At 71.2% G+C, this 19,847-nt stretch carries 19 protein-coding genes; 8 read left to right on the top strand and 11 right to left on the bottom strand.

The features are described from left to right. Nucleotides 1-17 precede the first annotated feature (17 nt). A complete protein-coding gene (locus OG519_RS30175) occupies nucleotides 18-1,997 on the bottom strand; it encodes a DUF2264 domain-containing protein (protein ID WP_405590477.1) in 1,980 nt (659 codons plus the stop codon). A 175-nt stretch (nucleotides 1,998-2,172) separates the two neighbouring features. After that, complete coding sequence (locus OG519_RS30170; RefSeq protein WP_405590474.1) at nucleotides 2,173-3,324, bottom strand: substrate-binding domain-containing protein; 1,152 nt, start codon at nucleotides 3,322-3,324, stop codon at nucleotides 2,173-2,175. A 171-nt stretch (nucleotides 3,325-3,495) separates the two neighbouring features. Here OG519_RS30170 and OG519_RS30165 point away from each other — a divergent pair, with 171 nt between their 5' ends. From OG519_RS30165 to OG519_RS30145, 5 genes are read left to right on the top strand one after another with little or no spacing between them, the layout of a single operon-like run. Continuing rightward, on the top strand, nucleotides 3,496-4,515 hold the full coding sequence (locus tag OG519_RS30165) for a hydroxyacid dehydrogenase (RefSeq protein WP_405590471.1): 1,020 nt from the start codon (nucleotides 3,496-3,498) through the stop codon (nucleotides 4,513-4,515). Between the two features lie 51 nt (nucleotides 4,516-4,566). Then, nucleotides 4,567-5,832: an extracellular solute-binding protein gene (locus tag OG519_RS30160; RefSeq protein ID WP_405590468.1), complete on the top strand. Its 1,266-nt coding sequence runs from the start codon at nucleotides 4,567-4,569 to the stop codon at nucleotides 5,830-5,832. Further along, nucleotides 5,829-6,743, top strand: coding sequence for a carbohydrate ABC transporter permease (locus OG519_RS30155; protein ID WP_405590465.1), 915 nt, complete (start codon nucleotides 5,829-5,831; stop codon nucleotides 6,741-6,743). Before OG519_RS30160 ends, OG519_RS30155 begins: the two co-directional genes overlap by 4 nt. After that, a complete protein-coding gene (locus tag OG519_RS30150) occupies nucleotides 6,740-7,648 on the top strand; it encodes a carbohydrate ABC transporter permease (RefSeq protein WP_405590463.1) in 909 nt (302 codons plus the stop codon). Before OG519_RS30155 ends, OG519_RS30150 begins: the two co-directional genes overlap by 4 nt. Before the next feature lie 6 nt (nucleotides 7,649-7,654). Further along, nucleotides 7,655-8,398, top strand: coding sequence for a hypothetical protein (locus OG519_RS30145; RefSeq protein ID WP_405590460.1), 744 nt, complete (start codon nucleotides 7,655-7,657; stop codon nucleotides 8,396-8,398). Nucleotides 8,399-8,486: 88 nt separating this feature from the next. Here the strand turns inward: OG519_RS30145 and OG519_RS30140 are convergent, their stop codons facing one another. Both OG519_RS30140 and OG519_RS30135 read right to left on the bottom strand, forming a co-directional pair. After that, on the bottom strand, nucleotides 8,487-9,851 hold the full coding sequence (locus tag OG519_RS30140) for an RICIN domain-containing protein (RefSeq protein WP_405590457.1): 1,365 nt from the start codon (nucleotides 9,849-9,851) through the stop codon (nucleotides 8,487-8,489). Between the two features lie 386 nt (nucleotides 9,852-10,237). Next, nucleotides 10,238-11,221, bottom strand: a complete 984-nt coding sequence (locus tag OG519_RS30135; protein WP_405590454.1) for a DUF389 domain-containing protein — start codon at nucleotides 11,219-11,221, stop codon at nucleotides 10,238-10,240. A 281-nt stretch (nucleotides 11,222-11,502) separates the two neighbouring features. Between OG519_RS30135 and OG519_RS30130 the strand changes: the two genes are divergently transcribed. Together OG519_RS30130 and OG519_RS30125 are read left to right on the top strand one after the other, a co-directional pair. Next, nucleotides 11,503-11,766: a GlsB/YeaQ/YmgE family stress response membrane protein gene (locus OG519_RS30130; protein ID WP_405590451.1), complete on the top strand. Its 264-nt coding sequence runs from the start codon at nucleotides 11,503-11,505 to the stop codon at nucleotides 11,764-11,766. 389 nt (nucleotides 11,767-12,155) lie between these two features. Further along, a complete protein-coding gene (locus OG519_RS30125; protein ID WP_405590448.1) occupies nucleotides 12,156-12,359 on the top strand; it encodes a PspC domain-containing protein in 204 nt (67 codons plus the stop codon). Nucleotides 12,360-12,994: 635 nt separating this feature from the next. Here the strand turns inward: OG519_RS30125 and OG519_RS30120 are convergent. Next, nucleotides 12,995-13,753: an SDR family NAD(P)-dependent oxidoreductase gene (locus tag OG519_RS30120; protein ID WP_405590445.1), complete on the bottom strand. Its 759-nt coding sequence runs from the start codon at nucleotides 13,751-13,753 to the stop codon at nucleotides 12,995-12,997. A 260-nt stretch (nucleotides 13,754-14,013) separates the two neighbouring features. Between OG519_RS30120 and OG519_RS30115 the strand changes: the two genes are divergently transcribed. Next, nucleotides 14,014-14,499: a peroxiredoxin family protein gene (locus OG519_RS30115; RefSeq protein WP_405590442.1), complete on the top strand. Its 486-nt coding sequence runs from the start codon at nucleotides 14,014-14,016 to the stop codon at nucleotides 14,497-14,499. Between the two features lie 143 nt (nucleotides 14,500-14,642). Here OG519_RS30115 and OG519_RS30110 read toward each other — a convergent pair whose 3' ends face one another. From OG519_RS30110 to OG519_RS30085, 6 genes are all read right to left on the bottom strand, one after another. Continuing rightward, entirely contained in the window at nucleotides 14,643-15,344 is a 702-nt protein-coding gene (locus tag OG519_RS30110; protein WP_405590439.1) for a class I SAM-dependent methyltransferase, read from the bottom strand. Further along, complete coding sequence (locus tag OG519_RS30105) at nucleotides 15,344-15,976, bottom strand: DUF2064 domain-containing protein (RefSeq protein WP_405590436.1); 633 nt, start codon at nucleotides 15,974-15,976, stop codon at nucleotides 15,344-15,346. Before OG519_RS30105 ends, OG519_RS30110 begins: the two co-directional genes overlap by 1 nt. Then, nucleotides 15,973-16,752 carry a glycosyltransferase family 2 protein gene (locus tag OG519_RS30100; protein ID WP_405590433.1) on the bottom strand — a complete coding sequence of 260 codons (780 nt, stop codon included), beginning with the start codon at nucleotides 16,750-16,752 and terminating at the stop codon, nucleotides 15,973-15,975. The genes OG519_RS30105 and OG519_RS30100 overlap by 4 nt, the downstream gene beginning before the upstream one ends. Nucleotides 16,753-16,820: 68 nt before the next feature. Then, nucleotides 16,821-17,900, bottom strand: coding sequence for an NAD-dependent epimerase/dehydratase family protein (locus OG519_RS30095; RefSeq protein WP_405590431.1), 1,080 nt, complete (start codon nucleotides 17,898-17,900; stop codon nucleotides 16,821-16,823). Nucleotides 17,901-17,972: 72 nt separating this feature from the next. Beyond that, nucleotides 17,973-18,446 (bottom strand): hypothetical protein, encoded by a 474-nt coding sequence (locus tag OG519_RS30090; protein ID WP_405590428.1) that lies wholly within the window; start codon nucleotides 18,444-18,446, stop codon nucleotides 17,973-17,975. Next, on the bottom strand, nucleotides 18,443-19,732 hold the full coding sequence (locus OG519_RS30085; RefSeq protein ID WP_405590425.1) for a molybdopterin-dependent oxidoreductase: 1,290 nt from the start codon (nucleotides 19,730-19,732) through the stop codon (nucleotides 18,443-18,445). The genes OG519_RS30090 and OG519_RS30085 overlap by 4 nt, the downstream gene beginning before the upstream one ends. Nucleotides 19,733-19,847: the final 115 nt, after the last annotated feature.

The raw sequence follows: 19,847 nt of genomic DNA, 5'->3' as shown, positions 1-19,847 counted from the left end.
TGCCCAGCGCCGCCGCGTCAGGGCGCGGGCAGGGCTACGTCCGCGCGCACGCCGTCCGGCCACTCCACCGTCACCTGGTGGGTTCCGTCGCCTCCGTCCCGAACGGACACGGCCGGGTCCGGGCTGTCGCCAACGCCGCGGTCGAGCCGGACGGACGCGGCCAGGACGACGCCGAGCGGCACGGGCTCCGGGGTGGCCAGCCAGGGGACGGCGGTCCGGCGGGCGAGGGGTGTCGTGCCGTCCTCGACGAACACGCCGGCCCGGGTGAATCCGCGCAGGCCGGTTACGGCGCTGCGCAGTCCCCCGTCGCTCGCCTCGGCGTGGTCACCCTCCTCGCCCGGCGTGTGCGCGGGGCCCGCGTCGGTGGGAAGCGGCCAGCCGCCCAGCCGTACCGCCCGCCACGCCGCCGACGGCCCCTCGGGGGCGTCGAGCCGGACGAGCCGGACCTCGCTGCCCGCGCGCAGTACGGAGGCGACGGTGACGAGCGGGCCCGGGATGTGCGGGCCGGTGCGGCCGGAGCCGTGGTCGGGTGCGGCGTCGCCGGTGGTGTCGACCCAGCGCACCCGGCCCCGCGACGCCGCCACGAGGACGCCGTCGGCTCGGCGTTCGGCGAAGAGCGTGGTGAAGCCGCTCCGGTGGGTGGCCCGACCGGTCTCGTCCAGGACGACGACGCTGTTGTCGAGCGGATCCGAGGTCGTCGGCCCGGTCAGCGGCGGCACGGTGGCGGTGGAGTAGCCGAGGCGGGCGTACAGCGGCGCGTCGGCGTGGCAGTCCCCGGGGCGGGCGTGGTCGGTGCCGTGGTTGAGGACCACCGCGACGCCGTCCGACCGCCGCGCGGAGACCAGCCAGCCGGGAGCGGCGATCACCCGTGTCACATCGGCCTCTTCCACCGGCAACGGCTCCTCGGTGGCCGTCCACACCGGGTGGTCGGCGGGGAGCATCAGGCCGAGCATGCCCTTGGCCGCCCAGTAGGGGGAGCCGGGTCCCGAGTACGCCTGCCGGATCGGCAGCCACTCCCCGCGCCAGCCGAGGCGGAGCAGTCCGTCGGGCTCGAACGCCCCCTGCCGGCGGAAATGGCGCAGCATACCGCTGGCCGCGCGCCGTATCAGACCGGGGCTGAGGCTTCCGGTGCCGGTCAGTGCCCCGACCCACAGGGGCGCGGCGGCGGCGAAGCGGTAGGTGAGGCTCCGCCCTTGCAGCAGCGGGGATCCGTCGGACCCGATCAGGCACACCGCGTCGTCGAGATACGCGCCGAGGTCGTCCTGCCACCTGCCGCGCAGCTCGGGTGCGCAGAGCGTCCCCGTCACGTCGAACAGGTGCGTCCACAGCAGCGGGTACAGGTGCAGTGCCCATCCGGTGTAATGGTCGTAGGCCCGCTCCTGTCCGTCGCTGAGCCAGCCGCCGGGGCGCCGCAGCGAGGCGTGGACGTCGAGGTCCTCCTCGATGTCGGCGGGGCTCCACGGGCCGCCCGCCTCGCGCAGGAAGGACTCCACCACGATCCTGAACCACACCCAGTTGATCGGCGGGTACCGCTGTCCGACGACCGCGCCCAGCCAGTCCAGTGTCCGCTGCCGTACCCGGTCGTCGAGCCGGTCCCACAGCCAGGGGCGGGTGGCTTGCAGGACCAGGGCGATCGAGGCGGCCTCGACCTTGGCCTGGTCCAGCTCGTCGGGGCGCGGCCACGCCTCGGGCGAGTGCGGGTCCGTACCGGCGGCGAGCCCTTCCGCGTAGCGCTCCAGCAGCCCCGCCGGATCGGCGCCGCCCTCGCCCGCCACCCGGAATCCGGCCAGCAGAAAGGTGCGGGCGAAGCCCTCAAGACCGTCCGAGCGGCGGCCGTTGCGGCTCGCCGGGCCGGGCAGGTCGATCGACGCCCCCCTGGGGGAGCGGTAAGGGGCGACCGCTTCCGCCGTGCGGTCGGCCAGCGCCGCCCAGTGCTCCCGGGTCCAGCCGGTGAAGGGCGACCGGTCGCGGTCCTCGGCCGGGAGACCAGGCGTCATGGCGAACTCCGTGGGTGCGAGGGCCCCGGCGGGGCGGGTGTCCGCTCACTCAAACCGCCCGGCACCGCCCGGTCAACGGCTGCGAACGCATGCGGACACGTACGAACACATACGAACACGGTCGGACGCGATCGTCGGGTTGCGAGCACGGCCGGAGCGCTTCCGGAGGGAAGGGTCAGCCGTAGGGCGCGGTGTCGGCGGCGGGGGTGGTCCAGATCTGCCCGGAGGAGGTCACGGACGAGTTCCGGATGACCAACTCCGGCAGTATGAGGACGCGTTGCGCGGGACGGCGCTTTCCCTCGATCAGCCGGGAGACCATCATGTCGACCGCCACCCGCCCGACCCGGCCCTTCGGCGGGCGCACCGCGGTCATGGCGGGCTCCGCGAGTTGGGCCACCTCGTCGTCATAGCTGACCATCGCCATGTCACCGGGGATGGTGACGCCCTGCTCCGCGAGGTACTGCGCGATGGAGATCGCGTCGGGGTCGCTGTGCACGATCAGGGCGGTGGTGCGGTGGCGCCGGCACCGCGCCAGGATTCTGCTGATGATCTCGCGGTGGCCCGGCACGTTGAGGGCGACGGTCTCGCGCACCACGAACTCGGCGCGCAGTCCCAGTTCAGCGCAGACCCGCTGCCAGCCCACCGAGAGATGGGCGGAGGTGGGGCTGCCCTTGGAGAGCACCAGGCCCATGCGCCGGTGGCCGTGCTCGTACAGATGACGGACCGCCATCTCCAGGCCCAGGGCGTGATCGCTGCGGACCCACTCCAGTTGGCGGGGTGTGGGCGTCCAGTCGGGCGTCTGGCGCTCGACGAGGATGGTCGGCACCGGCAGATTGCCGATCCAGTCGATCATCTCGTCGACGCCGTCGCCTTCGAGGTTGGGGGCGAGCAGCAGACCCTGCACCTGCTGGGCGGCGATCAGCCGGGAGATCTGGCGGCGGTCCTCGGCCTGGTCGTAGCTCGACCCGCGAAGCTGGATCTGCACACCCAGCGCGGCGGCCGCGGCGCGAGCGCCCCCGACGATCGGCGGCCAGTAGAAGTCCAGCGAGGGCACCACCATGCCGATGGTGAAGGCTGTCGCCGCCGGCCGCGGCCGGCGGCCCGCGGCAGCCGTGCCGCCACGCTCCAGAGCGGTCGGCAGAGTCGCTCCGCCGTGCACCTTGGTCAGCAGACCGCAGCCGGCGAGCGTGCCGATGTCGCGCCGGATGGTCAGCTCGCTGACTCCGAGGACCTTGGCCAGGTCACGGACCCGCACCGCGCCATGGCGGCGCAGTTCCTCCATCACGCGCTCACGTCGCTGGAGTGCGAAGAGCCGGTCGTCGCCCATCAAGACGCCTCTCAGTCCGGGCGTTCACATCTGAACGTTTGGTTGCGGTTCTGTTCGATCGCTAGTGAACAACTACCGAACACCACTATCCCTGTCTCCAACGTATTTGGAACGGAACTCCCTGGAAACACCGGTGTAGCAGTCGTTCCGAGGAACAGGACCCGACGCCTGATGCAGACCAAGCCCCACGCGCTGGTCGTGATGAGCCGACAGAGTTTCGACGCCCACTTCGACCGGAGCCGGCTGGAGCGGCTCGCCGCGCTGGTGACCCTGGCCGACCCGCTGTGGACCGACGACCTCGACACCCCCGAGGCGCGAACCCGTCTCGCCGAGGTCGAGGTGCTGATCACCTCATGGGGCGCACCGCCGTTGACGTCGGCGCGGCTGACCTCCGCGCCGGAACTCCGCGCCGTCCTGCACTGCGCGGGCAGCGTCCGGGGCCTGCTGGGGGACGCGGTGTGGCGGCGCGGCATCCAGGTCGCGAGTGCGGCCGACGCCAACGCCATACCGGTCGCCGAATACACCCTGGCCGCCATCATCTTCGCCGGGAAGAAAGCCCCCTTCCTCGCCGCGGACGAGCAGCGCGCCTACGGGGGCTGGGGCAGTGTCACCGGCTACGGCGACCTGTCGAACTTCGGCCGGACGGTCGGTGTCGTCGGCTTCTCCCGGATCGGGCGCAAGGTCGTCGGCCTCCTCGGCCTGCTCGGCGGCACGACCTGCCTCGTCGCCGACCCGTACGCCGACCCCGACCAGGTCGCGGCGGCCGGCGGGACGCTGGTGCCGCTGGAAGAGGTGCTTCCCCGGGCCGACGTCCTGACGCTGCACGCCCCGGAACTGGCCGAGACCCGGCATCTGATCGGGGCGGCGGAGCTGAGCCTGCTGCCCGATCACGCCACGGTGATCAACACCGCGCGCGGCAGCCTCATCGACAGCGCCGCACTCGCGGCGGAGTGCGCCGCCGGCCGGCTGTTCGCCATCCTCGACGTCACCGATCCCGAGCCGCTTCCGCTCGACTCCCCGCTGCGGCGGCTGGCCCGGGTCATGGTCACCCCGCATATCGCCGGCTCACTCGGCACCGAGATCGGCCGGCTCACCGACCACACCCTGGACGAGCTCGCGCGCTGGACGGCGCACCAGCCGCTCACCGCCGAGATCACGGCCGAGCACTGGGCCCTTGGTCTGAGCGCCTGACTCCCCCTGATCCCCCGCTTCATCCCCCCTCGGCACAAGGAGCCGCACCCCATGAGAAGGACCACCACGAGACTCCTGCCCGTCGCTCTGGCCGCAACGCTCTTCGGCGCCGCGGCATGCGGTGGTGGCGGCGGCTCCGGCACCACCTCCGACGGCCGCACGGTCGTCAAGATCGCGCTGTGGAACTACCGGACCACGCCGGAGTTCAAGGCGCTCATCGACGGCTTCGAGGCGAAGTACCCCAAGATCGACGTGCAGCCGGTCGACATCCTCTCCGACGACTACCCGGACAAGGTCACCACGATGCTCGCCGGCGGAGACAGGACCGACGTGCTGACGATGAAGAACGTCACGGACTACGCCCGCTACGCCACCCGCGGCCAACTGCTCCCGCTGACCGACGCGGTCGCCGGCCTCACCGACAAGTCGGCCTACGCCGGGCTCGCGGACTACGACCTGGCCGGCAAGTACTACGCGCTGCCGTACCGGCAGGATTTCTGGGTGCTGTTCTACAACAAGAAGCTGGTCGGTGACGCGGATGTGTCGCATCTGACGTGGAGCGGTTTCGACTCCCTGGCCAAGCAGCTCACCAAGGGATCGGGGGCCTCGAAGACGTACGGCACGTACCTGCACACCTGGCGGTCGGTCGTGCAGGCGGTTGCGTCCGCGCAGACCGGCGGTGACCTGCTCGGCGGGGACTACGGGTGGATGAAGGACCAGTACGGCATCGCCCTGGACGTCCAGAAGGCCGGTGCCACCCTGCCGTTCGCCACCGCGTCGAGCCAGAAGATCACCTACGACTCCCAGTTCACCACCGGCAAGGCCGCCATGGTCCCGATGGGCACCTGGTGGGCCGCGGCCCTGCTCGCCGAGAAGGCCGAGGGCAAGAACCCGGTCGACTGGGGCATGGCACCCCTGCCGCAGACCACCGACAACGGCAGAGCCGTCACCTTCGGCTCCCCCACCGCCTTCGCGGTGAACAAGAAGGCCCGCAACGCGGACGCCGCGAAGCAGTTCGTCGAATGGGCCTCGGGTCCGCAGGGCGCGGCTGTCATCGCGAAGGTCGGCCTGGTCCCGTCGTACCACGACAACTCGGTCATGAACACCTTCTTCGGGGTCGCGGGCATGCCCACCGACGCGGCGTCCCGCCAGGCCATGCGGCCGTCCAAGGTGCAGTTGGAGATGCCGGTCAGCGACAAGTCCTCCGACATCGACCAGATCCTCACCGAGGAGCACGAACTGGTGATGACCGGCGAGAAGTCCGTCGACGCGGGCATCAAGGAGATGGACCACCGCGTGAAGACCGAAGTCCAGTGACGACCGTCACCACCCGTACGGCGCCGACGGCGGCCACCCGCCGCCGGCGCCGGCGCAACGCCCTGGTCGGCTGGAGCTTCGTCCTGCCGAACCTGCTGGGCTTCGCCGCCCTGACCCTGGTCCCCGTCGCGGGGACGTTCGTGGTCGCCTTCACCGACTGGGACTCGTACTCCAGCCCGAAGTGGGTCGGCCTGGCCAACTTCCGCCGGATGCGGCACGACGACAACTTCTGGACCGCGCTCCAGAACACCTGCTGGTACGCGGCCGGACACATCCCGCTGACCCTCGCGGCGTCGCTCGGCCTGGCCGTCCTGCTCAACCAGAAGCTGCGCGGCGTCGGCATCCTGCGCACCGCGTTCTTCTTCCCCTACGTCACCTCGCTGGTCGCGGTGGCGGTGGTGTGGAACATGCTGCTCAGCCCGGACATCGGCCCCGTCAACCAACTGCTGCGCCACCTGGGCTGGTCCCATCCGCCGGGGTGGACCACATCGACCGACTGGTCCCTGCCCGCGCTCATCCTGACCAGCGTGTGGCGCGACATGGGCTACTACATGGTGCTCTTCCTGGCCGGCCTGCAGACCATCCCGGCCGAGCTGTACGAAGCGGCCCGGATGGACGGCGCGGGACCGTGGGCGCGTTTCTGGCATGTGACCGTGCCGGGTCTGCGGCCCACCACCTTCTTCGTGATGGTCATGCTCACCATTTCCAGCTTCAAGGTCTTCGACCTGGTCCAGGTGATGACCGAGGGCGGTCCGGGGCGGTCCTCGCTGGTGCTGTCCCAGCTGATCTTCCGCGAGGGCATCACACACGGCCGGTTCGGGTACTCCTCGGCGGTCTCGCTCGCGCTCTTCGTGATCGTGCTGGCCGTCACCCTCACCCAGTTCCAGATCCAGCGCAGGAGCGAGCGATGAACACCACCGCGCTGGACGGCGAACGCCCCCGGACGACGCCCGCACCCGCGCCGGCGGCCGCCGCGACCGTCCCGCGGCGCCGCACCGCGCACGCCGCCGGCCGCGCGCTGCTGTACCTGTTCCTGGCCGTTCTCGCCGCGGCGATCCTGCTGCCCTTCGGGTGGATGGCGATCTCCTCGGTGAAGGCCGACCGGGACGTCTTCACCGTGCCGATCGAGTGGATCCCCAAGAGCTATCACTGGCGCAACTTCACCGACATCTGGAAGCAGATACCGCTCGCCACCTATCTGGGGAACTCCCTGCTGCTCAGTGCGGTGATCACCTTCCTCCAGGTGCTCACCGGCAGCTTCGCCGCGTACGGCTTCGCCAAGATGCGCTTCCCCGGCCGGGACGCCGTCTTCCTGGGCTATGTCGCCACCATCGCCGTGCCCTGGCAGGCGTACATGGTTCCGCAGTACATCATCATGGACAAGCTCGGCCTGGTGAACACCCGTTGGTCGCTGATCCTCATCCAGGCGTTCGGGGCGTTCGGGGTCTTCCTGATGCGCCAGTTCTATCTGACCATCCCCGACGAGATCAGCGAGGCGGCCCGGCTGGACGGGCTGAGCGAGTACGGGATCTGGGCGCGGATCATCCTGCCGCTGTCCAAGCCCGCCCTCGCCAGTCTGGCCCTGCTGACCTTCGTCAACACCTGGAACGACTACATGGGTCCGTTCATCTACCTCACGGACAACGACCTGTGGACCGTCCAGATCGGACTGCGCTCCTTCATCGGCCAGTACGACGCGCAGTACGCCATGATCATGGCGGGATCGGTCATCTCCGTCGTCCCCGTCCTGGTCATCTTCCTCCTCGGCCAGCGCTATTTCGTGCGCGGCATCGCCACCACCGGAATCAAGGGCTGATCCGGCATGACCCCAACCGCGACCACCCCCGCTCCCGCGGGCCCCCGCCGCCGCCTGCCGACCAACCTGGCGTACGGATCGTGGGAGTTGATCTGGGCCCATGTCCACCAGATGCTGGTGGTGAACCTCGGACTGGCGGCCGGCTGCCTGCCGTTGCTCGCCGCGCTCGCGGCCTGGCACGAGCCGTGGCGCCACCCCGTGCCCTTCACGCTGCTGTGGCTGTCCGTCGGCCCGGCGCTCGCCGGCGCGTTCGGCTACCTCGAACGCGCCGCCGACGACACCGCCGACACCGCACGGGCGATCGAGCTGCCCCGCGCCTACCGCCGCCTCTTCCGCAGGGCGACGGCGCTGTGGGCGCCCTACGCGCTGCTGGCGGCGGCCGGCGGTACGGACGCGGTGCTGCTGCGGCACACCGCCGTCGGGCACGCCGTGTGCCCCGCGCTCGCCCTGGTCGCCGTGCTCTCCGCGCTGTCCGGTGTGCACGCCATGGCCCTGACCGCGGCCGGGCCGGAGGACCGCCCCCTCACACCCGCCGCCTATCTGGCCGCCCCCTACGGCATCCTCCGGCGCTGGCCCCTCGCCCTGGCCGACTTCGTCCTGCTCGTCGGCGCCGCCGCACTGGTCAACCTCGCTCCTCTGCTGGGCCTGGCCACGGTCCCCGGATGCGCCCTGTATGTGGTGTGGCGCAACGTCCGCGCCGCGCACCGGCTGCCGGAGTCCGCCGACACCGCGCCTCGTCGCGGTCGTTGACGGCCGGCCGGGAGTAGACGCCCCGCGGCGGGGGTGACGGGACGTCCCACCCCGTCACCCCCGCCGGGCCCACCATGTACTCCGCCGGTCAGCCGGCAGCGGTGATCCGCCACTGCTGGTTGGCGCCGTTGGTGTCGCCGTACTGCCCCAACTCGGACCCGGAACCCGCCCGGCCCATCCCGTCGACATACAGGCCCGTGGCCCGGTTCTTGATCCGCACGTTGTTCGCGTCGGTCACGACCGTCCACTGCTGGTTGCTGCTGGTGCTCCCGGCGTACTGGCCCACCGCCGCGCCGTTGGTGGCGCGGCCGGCCCCGTCGAGGTAGAGCCCGGTGGCGCGGTTCTTGATCCGCACGTAGCTGCCGTCGTTCTCGATGGTCCACTGCTCCTCGAAGCGGCTGGTGCTGCCGCTCCACTGATCAGCGGCCGAGCCGCCGGAGGTCCGGCCGGCACCGTCGATGTACAGGCCGGTCGCGGCGTTGGCGATCCTGACGTAGGTGCCACCGCCGCTGCCGACGCCCCACGCGTACTGGAGCCGGGTCAGACCGGAGGGGTTGACCAGCGACAGGTTGATGCCCGAGCCGGTTCCGGTCTTGGTGGTCAGGCTGTACCAGTCGCCGTCGCGCAGGCCCGGCCAGAACACGCTGCCCATCCCGAGGCTGCGCAACTCGCTGCTGACGCCCCGGACGTAGTCGGCGAAGAACGAGCCGCTCGGGATGCTGTAGTCGATGGTCGCGTACTGGACGCCGTTCTTGGAGCCGGGGCCCATCGGGCCGCCCCACTCGGTGGCGATGGTGCGGTCGGCGTACGCGCCGATGTAGCCCGCCAGGTGGTTCGCCCAGTCCGTCTCGTCCTCGTAGCCCGCGAAGAACGAGTAGTCGTGCACCGCCAGCAGCGTATTGTTCAGCCGGCTGTCACTGCCCACGGCCGACACGTTCTGCGCGTCGCCCGCACCGTCCAGGACCACCCTGCCCCGCGGCACCGACGAATACCGGGCCAGCCAGTCGTTGTAGAAGTTGTCAAGATCCCCGTTACCGTACCCGTACGGCTCGTTGATGACCTCGAAGTAGGCGTTCGGATTGCTCCCGTACCGCGCCACGACCGTGTCCCACATCCGGTCGAACGCCGAGACGCTCGCCGGCTTGCCACCCGCGTACGCCCAGTACGCCAAGATCACCTTCCCCCGGTTCAGCGCGGCGTCGACCGCGCCGGTATACGTCGACCAATAGCTCGACACCGTCGGCTCGTTGATCGGCATACGCACCGTGTTGGCACCGGTGATCGAGTACAGCTGGCCCACCACTCGATCGGCCACCACCCCCGCCGAGGCGTAGGTGTCCGACGCACCCAGCCCCGAGGGATACAGCACCCCGTTCACGAAATTGTCCCGCTGATCCGCCCAGTTCACGCCTTTGAACTGATTGGTGGACGCGTGCGCCTCATACGACCCCACAGTCGTCAGCATCCCCGCCGCCAACGCAAACACGGCAAACAACCTCAATAGCGCGAACACAGCCCTGCCGGACAGCGCGCCTCGCGACGATCCCATCAGCACACCCCTCATGCGGCTCTCGACGGTTCAACCGGTGTGGTCTGGGATATGGGTAACGGATCGTCAAACGCCCCCGCTACGGGGCGAACGAAAGCGCTCACAAACGCTTGCAAGCGAACATGTGGCGGCCGGCTGGCCCGGGTCGGCCTCACCACGCACACCGTCAGCCGGCGGAAGGCGACCCTGCTGAGCGATATCCGTGACGGCTGGGGCGAGTTCCGACGCATCCGCCGGGTGGCGCGGGCGTCATCGACGCCGTCGCCACCGTCGTCGTCGACTCAGCTCCGTCAACCCGCCTCGGCTTGCGACGACCGCCCCACCGTCCGACGGCCCCTGGAGATACGGTCCCGGTCGGTGCGACGGCCCCAGAACAGTTTCTGGGCGAGCAGCGTGAAAGTGCCGGCGGCGATGATGCCGGCCAGGTTGAGCGCCAACTGCCAGCTGGAGGTGAATGCCTCGTGCCAGGCACCGTAGGACAGGGCAAGGGCGGCGTCGGCCGCGGCGGGCACGGTGGTCACTGAGATCGCCACGCCGACGAGCGCACCGGATTTCGCCGAGGTGAGGGAGAGCGTGCCGGCGATGCCGGCGAGGAAGGCCACCACGAAGGAGTCGGCCGTCGGCTGCCAGATGAACTGGGTCGCCGGGTGGGGGGCGTCGAACCTCGCGTGGCTGAAGAGTCCGAGGACGTCCATGAGCGCGCTGAAGAGTCCGGTGGCGATCATCGCCGCGGGGAAGCCGATCAGCAGTGCGGTCGACGAGCGGCGGACCAGCCGGCGTTGCCGCTGGATCAGACCGGTGCAGAAGCCGGCCAGGGGTCCGAACTCCGGTCCCACCGCCATCGCGCCGACGATCAGGATCGCGCTGTCCAGCATCACCCCGTAGGCGGCGAGCATGGTGGCGAGGGTCAGGAAGGCGAGGTAGGTGACGCTGAGGGTGGATTCCTCGTGGGTCAGTTCCGTCATCGACTCCCAGAGCACGGCGTCCGCTCCGTCACCAGGGGCGGCTTTCTCCGCGGCGTCGGCACGGCTGGACAGCGAAAGATCGACGGAGTCGGCGGAGATCGAGCCGCGCTGGTCGATGCCGAGCCCGCGGAGTTCGGCCAGCAGGGCGTCGGCGGCCTCACGGGCGACGTCAGCGGTGACGAGATCTCCTGTCGGATCGAGGGCGGCGCCCTTGACGACCGTCAGGTGGGTAGCTCCGACGGCAGCGGATATCCGCTCGGTCACCTCGTCGGTGAGGTCTGTGGGGACGATCAGCCGCAGATGGAGCACTGTGGGCCGCCTCCGGTGGGGTTGTCGTCGTGTCCGGCTCCCCCCGTGCGCGGGTGCCCGGGGTCAGAGCCTACGCAACCGCGAGCGTCGCGGAATCTCCCGCCGTCGAACGCGGCCGGCGTCCGCCGGGCCGACGGCCAGCCGGGTCCAGCGGCATCAGCTTTCCGGATGGGCCTCGGCTCGGGATTCGAGGCCCTCGATGGGGAACGAACGTTTGAAAACCGTGATCGGGTCCAGACGCTGATCAACGAGACCGTGTCAGCAAATGGAGGAGCACCGCCGTGGGAATCATCGCGTGGATCATCATCGGACTGCTGGCGGGGGCCATCGCCAAGGCGCTCATGCCGGGCCGGGACCCGGGTGGTGTCTTCATCACCATGCTCATCGGCGTGGCCGGCGGTCTGCTGGGCGGCTGGCTCGGCAAGGTGATCTTCCACGTCCACTCGATCAACGGTTTCTTCCATCTGTCAACCTGGATCGCCGCCATCGTCGGCTCCTTGATTCTGCTGGCGCTCTACCGGGTCTTCACCGGCCGCCGTGCCTGACCGGACTGTTTGACCAGCGCCGGTTTCCCACTCGTGGTGCATGGGGTGGGAAACCGGCAGCCGCGCGTCACCGGTGGGAGGCGACGACTGTCGGGGCGTCCGGCACATGCGGGACAGCACAAGGGCGGATCGCTGGCCGCGTCGGGCGGAGAAGTCGCCGACCGGCGCGGCCGCGCTCGTGCACGCCGTTCGCCACGTCAGGGCGGGCCGAATATGCCATGCCCCCGGGCCTGGGCATCCACCGCCCGCCCGGCCCGCAGCCCTTCCCGGCGCCCTTTGGCCCCGCGCGCGACGGGCCTGCCTGCGCCCTACGGGCCATTGGTGAAGGTGCGGCTGCCCGACGGGTAGGAGCATCGTGGGATGTACAGAACCTCACGAAGGAGTCTGAGATGAGTGCCTTGGTACGCCCCCGCGAGGGCCGTGTGATCGCCGGCGTGTGCGCCGCGCTCGCCAACCGGTTCGGCACCTCCGCGACGACGATGCGCATCATCTTCCTGGTGTCCTGCCTGCTGCCGGGGCCACAGTTCGTGCTCTACATCGTGCTGTGGATCGTCCTCCCGGGCGAGGACCGGACCGCGGCGCCGGCCCGGTAACCACGCCGCAACGGGCCGCGCCCCCGACCATGACAGCGACCCGTTCGCACGGGTGCGGGTCAGCCGCCGATCGCGAGACCGGCGAGCAGGCCGGTGGCCGGGCCGATCTGGTTCCCGGAGGGAAGCAGTCCGGCGGGGTCGCCGGAAATGGTCGAGGTGGCCGAGCTGAGTGTCCGGCGGGTGCTGTCGGTCGCACTCGGTACCAGCTTGGTGGCCGTGCCGACCCCAATCCGTCGCCACCCGCCGCGACCCTGCCCACAAGGGCTTCGCGGTGATTCCGGGGCGCTGGGTCGTCAGCGAACGCGTCAGCGCCACTGGTGATCTCCCAGGCCGTCGAGCCGCTCAGGGACGGCGCTGAAGGAGAGTGCGCATTCAGTATCCGGCTGCCGGCGCGGCCATGCCGCACACCGCGGCGGCCACAGGCGGGCGCGTGGGCCGGGTCGCGCAATTCGCCGACCACCAGCTCCGTCCGCAGGGCCCGAGCAATCTCCACCCGCTCCGGCCACCGAGGCCGACCAGACTTCCCGGCGCCCAGGGTGAGCGTTTCCCCACGGACCGTCCCCGTCGACACGGTCCGCCTTCTCCGGATCGCCGGCGCCGCCACAGGAGCCGCGTCCACGGGCCTCTGACGGCGGTCAGGGGCGGTCGCGGACGTCCCAGATCCGGCCGTTGTCAGGGCCGGTGAGCCGTCGCAGGAGTACGGCGGCGGAGTCCTCGGGGCTGATCAGGGCGCCCTGCTCATGACGACGGAGGAAGTTCTGGTGGGTGGTGTCCCCGATGCGGCCCTTGCCGTTGTCCCTGATCCACGCCTGCATGGCGGTGTCGACCGAGCCGGGGCGGTAGACATTGGCGGTGACGCCGCTGCCGTCGAGTTCAGCGGCCAGGTTGAGGGTGTGGGCTTCGAGTGCCGCCTTGGTCGCGGCATAGGCGTTGGCACCGATCATTGACCCAGGGTTGGCCGCGATGCCGCTGGAGACGTTGACGACCCGGCCCCAGCCACGGGAGAGCATGCCCTTCAGCAGCGCGAAGGCGAGGGTCGCGGGCACGGTCACGTTGAGCTGGAACGCCGCCTCCCACGCCGCGGCGTCCACCTGCGTGCTCGGGGCGAGCGGTTGGACGGTGGCGGCGTTGTTGACGAGGACGTCGATTGGGCCCAGGGCCGCCTCCGCCCGGCTGACGACTTCGGCCACGGCGTCCGGAGAACCGAGATCGGCCGGCGCCGCGACCGCCCGCCCGCCGCGTTCGCGCACCAGCTCGATCGTCTGCTCCAGCTCGTTCGCCGAACGCGCCACCAGCACCGACACCGCGCCCAGGTCCGCCAGGCCCAGCGCGACAGCGCGGCCGATACCCCGGCCCGCTCCGGTCACCACGGCCATTCGCCCGTCAAGAAGCATGCTCACTCCATTCACCCACATCGACATCAATGCCGTTCGTCTGTGAGCGGCGCCCCGGCTCGGGGTCTTACCGGCCCGCTACCGGACGGTTCCACCGTGCCTGACTGATCCCCGCGTCGGCGATTCGGGACAGGTCCGGGACCCTGGCCCGGCTACCCCGGCGAATCGGCGCGCCCCCGGTAAGAAACGGTCGCCTCCTGCCGCTGACCTCCTGCGGACCCGATCCGGCCGCGCCCGACCCGTACGACAGGAGAACCGCGATGCCCGATCTACTGCACCCCGGCGACACCTTCCCGGCCCTGACGCTCAACCTTCCCGGCGGCTCAACGGCATCTCTGCCCGGCGCGCTGGAAGGACACTTCGGTGTCGTGCTCGTCTACCGCGGCGCGTGGTGCCCGTTCTGCAAGGCGCAGCTCCTCGCCTTCAGGCGCGCCCAGGACACCTTCGACGAGCTCGGTGTGAAGGTCGTCGCGCTCTCCGTGGACGACGAGGCGACGACCAGTGCCCTGGTGGAGAGGTTCAAGCTGACCTTCCCGGTGGGCCACAGCGCCGATGTCCGGGCCGTCGCGGATCTGACCGGGGCGTTCGTCAACCCCGAGCCCGAATACCTCCAGACGACGGGCTTCCTGCTCGACCCGCGGGGCCGGGTCGTGGTGGCCGTCTACTCCAACGGCGCCATCGGGGGGGTCGTGCCCGAGGACGTCGCGGGGCTGGTCCGCTACGTGAAGGAGCAGGCCGAGCGGTAGACGGGCCACGGCTCCGCCGGGAAAGTCCCGGCGGAGCCCGGTGACCGACTGACCAGGACAGCCACCCGCGGACACAACCCCGCGCCAGCGGCCACCAGCCGTCAACCGGTCCTGGCCCAGCAGCGGCCACGTGACGGAACCGGTCAGATGTCCGCGGGCCGCGCGGAGAAATGACACCCCCGCAGTTGGACAAAGCGGCGGCCTTCGACGCTCCAGGCCGCTTCCCCGACCCAGCCGGCCGTGGCGGCGTGCCGGCGGAGGGCGGAGGGCCCGACCCGGGCCCAGGGGAAAGTGACGCCGTGAGCGCTGGTGCCGTCGTGGAGACGGACCACCGAGTGCTCGTCGAGGTCGTCAGCGATCCCGCAGGGCGCCGCCTCGGTGATGAGCCTGCCGTGCGGGTGGAGCAAGCCACGCACCCGGGTGAGCAGGGCGACGGGGTCCCCACCGATGCCGATGTTCCCGTCGATGAGCAGGGCCGTCTGCCAGCGGCCTTCTCTCGGCACAGGGTCGAAGACCGAGCGCAGCAGGGCGGTACCGCCGGCGGCCCGGGTGCGGCGGACGGCTTCGGGACTGACGTCGATGCCAAGGGCGGGCAGGCCCCGAGCGGCCAGTGCGGTGACGAGTCGGCCGGGGCCGCAACCGATGTCGAGCGTGGGCCCGTGGCAGGCATCGAGCACGGATCGGTCGGCCGCGTCGGGCTCCGCGCACCAGCGTTCGACGTCGAGCGGAAGGAGCCAGCCGTCGGAGCGGCCCAGGAACAGGGGGCCGCGGCCGGTGCGCAGCGCGGTGGCGTACGGGTCGGCGGTCGACCACGCCCGAGCCGTGGGCACCGCGACGGGAAGCATCACCGTGCGCCTGCCGGGGCGAACCGGGCCACGGCGGCGGCGAAGCGGCTGCCGGGAGCCTGCGCGGCGACGGCCTCGGCGTCGGGCGCGGTGTCGACGTCCCGGAGCTCGGGCAGGTCGCGGACGACCAGGCCGGCGCCGGTGAGCCGACGGCGCTGGACCTGTCCGGTGTCCGGGGTGGACATGGGCACTCCCCGCAGCAGGATCGGGTCCGGTTTCCGCAGGCCCAGCGCCCAGAAGCCGCCGTCGGTGGCGGGCCCGAACCACGCGTCGGCCGGATCGTCGCTGCCGGGCAGCAGCGCCGGCCGCAGCAGTTCGGGGGTGATCTGCGGGGTGTCCATGCCGATGAGCAGCGCCGGGCCGTCGCACAGCGCGAAGGCGGCGGCGAGCCGTTCGTCGAGTCCGCCACCGGTTTGCGGGATCACCTCGATCTCCCCCGGCAGCCACTGGCCGGGAGTCCCGTCGAGCACGAGCAGTCGCCGCTCCGCGGGGCTCGCCATGACGACCGCGAGGGTGTCGGCCAGTGACGCCTCGGCCAGCGCGGCCGCCTCCTCGGGTGTGTACGGCGGGGTCAGCCGTGTTTTGACCCGTCCGGGCCGTGGTTCCTTCGCGATCACCATCAGCGTTGTCACCGGGCACCCTCCGAGCCCGCCACCACGGCCGATGTCACACCTTCCGGATCCATGGCGCTCCGCGGCGCCGCACCGGCCGGTCCGTCCTGGCCACCGATCACCGTCGCGGTGGCCACCGGCGGGGCTGCCAGCACCGCACGCATGTCCCGGACCGCGTGCCAAGTCCCCCGCCAGGTACCCGTGACCTTGGAGCGGCCGGTCCGCGGGTGGTAGGGGACGTCGTGTTCGGTGATCCGCCAGCCCGCGTCGGCGGCCTTGACCACCATTTCCAGCGGATAGCCGCTGCGCCGGTCGGTCAGCCCGAGAGCGAGCAGTCTCTCTCGTCGTGCGGCCCTGAGCGGACCGAGGTCGTGCAGCCGCAGACCCGTACGACGGCGCAGCATCCTCGCGAGGGCGATGTTCCCGGCGCGGGCGTGGGGCGGAAAGGCGCCGCGGGCGACCGGTCGGCGGCGGCCGAGGACCAGGTCGGTCTCGCCGGCGGCGATCCGGCCGACGAAGTCGGCCAGCAGGGCGGGGTCGAGGGAGGCGTCGCAGTCGCAGAAGCTCACGAACTCGGCCCGGGCGGCGAGGAGTCCGGCATGGCAGGCGGCGCCGAAGCCGCGGCGCGGTTCGTGGACCACGGTCGCCCCGAGATCGGCCGCGATGCGCGCTGAGCCGTCGGTGGAGCCGTTGTCGACGACGATGGCCCGCCAGCCGGGCGGGATGCGTGCCAGCACGCGGGGCAGGGCTTCGGCTTCGTCGAGACAGGGCAGGACGACGTCGGCGATGGGATTCACGATGGGTCCAGTCGTTTCGGGGTTCGGGGCGGAGCGGAAGGGAGGAGCCGGCGGGAAGTCCGCGGCGCTCAGCGCGAGGCGGGCTCCGGCGCCACGTCCCGCTGCGCCGCGTGGGCGAACTCGGCGACGCCTTCGGCGAAGTCCACCTCGGCCCGCCATCCGAGTTCGGCGCGCAGTCGGCCGGAGGTGGCGGTGATGTGCCGCACGTCACCGAGCCGGTACGCGCCGGTGATCTCGGGGGCCGGTCCGCCGTGCGCGCTCGCGAGGGCTGTCGCCATGTCCGCGATGGTGTGCGGGGTGTCGCTGCCGGTGTTGTACACGCGCAGCACTCCGTCCGGGCGGTCGCCGACGCCTTCCAGCGCGAGGACGTTGGCTCCGGCCACATCCCGCACGTGGACGAAGTCCCGCCGCTGGGCGCCGTCCTCGAAGACCTGGGGTGCCCGGCCGCGGGCGAGAGCCGAGCGGAAGAAGGAGGCGACGCCCGCGTAGGGGGTGTCACGGGGCATGCCGGGGCCGTACACGTTGTGGTAGCGCAGCGCGATGGCCCGGCCGCCGGTGGCGCGGGCCCAGGCGGCGGCGAGGTGTTCCTGGGCGAGCTTGGTCGCGGCGTAGACATTCCGCGGGTCGGGGCGGGCGTCCTCCTCGACGAGCCCCGGCGCCAGCTCGGCGCCGCACCGCGGGCAGCGAGGTTCGAAGCGCCCGGCATCCAGGTCGGCCACCGCGCGGGGGCCCGGGGCCACCCGGCCGTGCCGCGGGCAGTCGTAGCGGCCCTCCCCGTACACGACCATGGATCCGGCCAGCACCAGATCCGGTACGCCCGCTTCGGCCATGGCCGCGAGGAGGTGCGCGGTACCGAGGTCGTTGCAGCCGACGTAGGCCGGCGTGTCGGCGATGTCCTTGCCGAGGCCCACCATCGCGGCCTGATGACAGACCACCTGGACACCGCGCAGCGCCCGGGACAGGGCTTCGGGGTTGCGTACGTCCTCGGCGATGAACTCCGCGGTCCCGGCCGGCGGCCGAGCCGGCGGGACGGGGTGGGCGGTGGGCAGCAGAGCGTCAAGGACGACCGGTTCGTGGCCGCGGGCCGCCAGAGCGGCAACGATGTGGGAGCCGATGAAACCGGCGCCGCCGGTGACGAGTACGCGCATGGATCGGACCCTAGGGTGACAAGCGGTCCGGCGGACCGCTGCCACCACGGCCACCACCGGTTCGTAAGGATTTCACTCGCGGTTCCCGCGAGCGGCCCGCCACCTGCGGAAGACGAGGATCAGGGCGGACGCGGTGAAGAGCACGGCGGTGATCAGCAGCCAGCGGCCGAGGAACACCCCGGGGGACAGCAGCGTCGCGTTCCGGTACTGCGGCCCGGCGTCCTGGGAGATCAGCGGCCAGTAGACGAGCAGCAACAGCAGGGACAGGAAGGCCGGGACGCGGATGTGGTTGACCACCGCGATCCGCACCTGGGATCCCCTCCGTCGGCCTCGCGCCGCCTTGTGCAGCAGCCAGTCGGCGCCGCCGTACAGCGGCACCAGTACCAGGTCGTGGATCAGTGCCGCGCCGGCCACCCACTGCGCCACGCCCCACCAGTCGCGCGCCAGCAGCCGGGTGATCGCGTATCCGCACAGGGCGAAGGAGGCGAGCAGGGCCAGCAGATGAGCGGGCCGCTCGCCGTACACGGCGCGGAACAGGCGTCTCATGCGTGCTCCTCGAAGTCCGTTGCCCCGAAGGTCAGTTGGCGCACCCATTTGGTGTTCATCACGCCCGGCGCGTCCGGCACGATGATCCGGGCGGGGCGGCCGTGGTCAGGTGAGAGCTCGGCGCCGTTGACCCGCAGCGCGAGCAACGAGCGGCCGTCGCGCACCTGGTTGGCGCGCAGAGCCACCGCCCGGAAGGACCCGGCGAGCTGCGCGGACTCGACGAACACTCCCGGCGGGTCGGTGTCGTGGCCCACCAGCGCGGCGAGGTCCCGCAGCCGTACGCCCCGCCAGTGCTGGTTTTCCGTGGACCACCCCTCGACGCAGGCGATGGGCAGCGCGGAGCCGTACTGGGGCAGTTGCCGGAGCTGGTCGAGGGTGAGGGTGACGCTGCGGCCGGTCGCACCGCGGATGGTCAGCCGCCAGTTCTCGCCGATGTCCTGCGGGCGGATGTGCGCGGTCAGCGCGGGCTTGTTGACCGGGAAGCCGTTGGGGCCCTTGCCCGGCTGCCGGCCGTGTGGTGCCAGCAGGGCGGTCTCGCGCAGTGGTCCGCCGATGCTCTGGCCGGCGGTGACCACGAAGAGCACGAATGAGCCGAGGCCGACCATGCCCAGCGCGCCACGCCTCGATATCGTGGGTTCGGCGGGGTGGGTGGACACCAGGCCGCTGTCGTCGGCGGATTCGGGCCTCGTCCGGGAGGTCGGTGTCCGCAGTTCCGCGCGGAAGTCCCGGCTGCGCAGGGCGCGCAACGCCTGGGGCATGCGCAGGGTGACGTGGGCGAGTACCGCCCCGACGAAGACCCACGCGCCGTAGAAGTGCAGAGGGTAGAACGACCCCGGGAAAATGTAGTCCAGTTGCACGTTCAGCAGGCCGGTGACGAACTCGAAGATCCCGCCGCCGACGAGCAGCAGCAGCGACAACCGCTCCAGGGCGTGCCCGATCGACCGCACCGGTGGCAGCGTGAAGAGCTTCGGAACCACCGACCAGAGCTTGGCCAGCAGTACCGGGACCAGCACCACACCGAGCGTGACGTGGATTCCCTGCGTGAGGCGGTAGAGCCAGTACGGGTGGGTGGGCCAGGAGAACAGGTAGAAGCCGAGCAGGCCCTTGTCGGGCGTCTTGTCGTTGAGATGCGACAGTCCGGGGTTGTACGCGGCGTACGACAGCAGGCCGGTGACGAACAGCAGTGGGATGCCGACGAGCAGCACCAGCCCGAGCACCGAGGTGAGCCACGGGCCACGCAGGGGACTGCGCCAGGGACCAGGGGGGAGGCGGGGAGGAACTTTCATGCCTCGCGACACTAGGGCCGGAAAGGGAGCCTTCCGGGGCGGTAACTCATGACGAAACTCTGACGTCCTGCCTCGACGGGGCCGGCACGGGCCGGTGTCTGTCTAGGGTGCGACG

This window comes from Streptomyces sp. NBC_01190, assembly GCF_045039895.1.
In the GTDB taxonomy this organism is placed as follows: Bacteria; Actinomycetota; Actinomycetes; order Streptomycetales; family Streptomycetaceae; genus Actinacidiphila.
The sequence above is the reverse complement of the archived record's forward strand: the minus strand, read 5'-3'. Positions and strand labels throughout refer to the sequence as shown.

Coding starts and splice junctions, on each gene's coding strand:
- OG519_RS30170 (WP_405590474.1), bottom strand. CDS start 3,324: ATGGGCGACGACCGGCTCTTCGCACTCCAGCGACGTGAGCGCGTGATG.
- OG519_RS30115 (WP_405590442.1), top strand. CDS start 14,014: ATGCCCGATCTACTGCACCCCGGCGACACCTTCCCGGCCCTGACGCTC.
- OG519_RS30160 (WP_405590468.1), top strand. CDS start 4,567: ATGAGAAGGACCACCACGAGACTCCTGCCCGTCGCTCTGGCCGCAACG.
- OG519_RS30165 (WP_405590471.1), top strand. CDS start 3,496: ATGCAGACCAAGCCCCACGCGCTGGTCGTGATGAGCCGACAGAGTTTC.
- OG519_RS30125 (WP_405590448.1), top strand. CDS start 12,156: ATGAGTGCCTTGGTACGCCCCCGCGAGGGCCGTGTGATCGCCGGCGTG.
- OG519_RS30090 (WP_405590428.1), bottom strand. CDS start 18,446: ATGAGACGCCTGTTCCGCGCCGTGTACGGCGAGCGGCCCGCTCATCTG.
- OG519_RS30095 (WP_405590431.1), bottom strand. CDS start 17,900: ATGCGCGTACTCGTCACCGGCGGCGCCGGTTTCATCGGCTCCCACATC.
- OG519_RS30110 (WP_405590439.1), bottom strand. CDS start 15,344: ATGCTTCCCGTCGCGGTGCCCACGGCTCGGGCGTGGTCGACCGCCGAC.
- OG519_RS30120 (WP_405590445.1), bottom strand. CDS start 13,753: ATGCTTCTTGACGGGCGAATGGCCGTGGTGACCGGAGCGGGCCGGGGT.
- OG519_RS30150 (WP_405590463.1), top strand. CDS start 6,740: ATGAACACCACCGCGCTGGACGGCGAACGCCCCCGGACGACGCCCGCA.
- OG519_RS30175 (WP_405590477.1), bottom strand. CDS start 1,997: ATGACGCCTGGTCTCCCGGCCGAGGACCGCGACCGGTCGCCCTTCACC.
- OG519_RS30145 (WP_405590460.1), top strand. CDS start 7,655: ATGACCCCAACCGCGACCACCCCCGCTCCCGCGGGCCCCCGCCGCCGC.
- OG519_RS30085 (WP_405590425.1), bottom strand. CDS start 19,732: ATGAAAGTTCCTCCCCGCCTCCCCCCTGGTCCCTGGCGCAGTCCCCTG.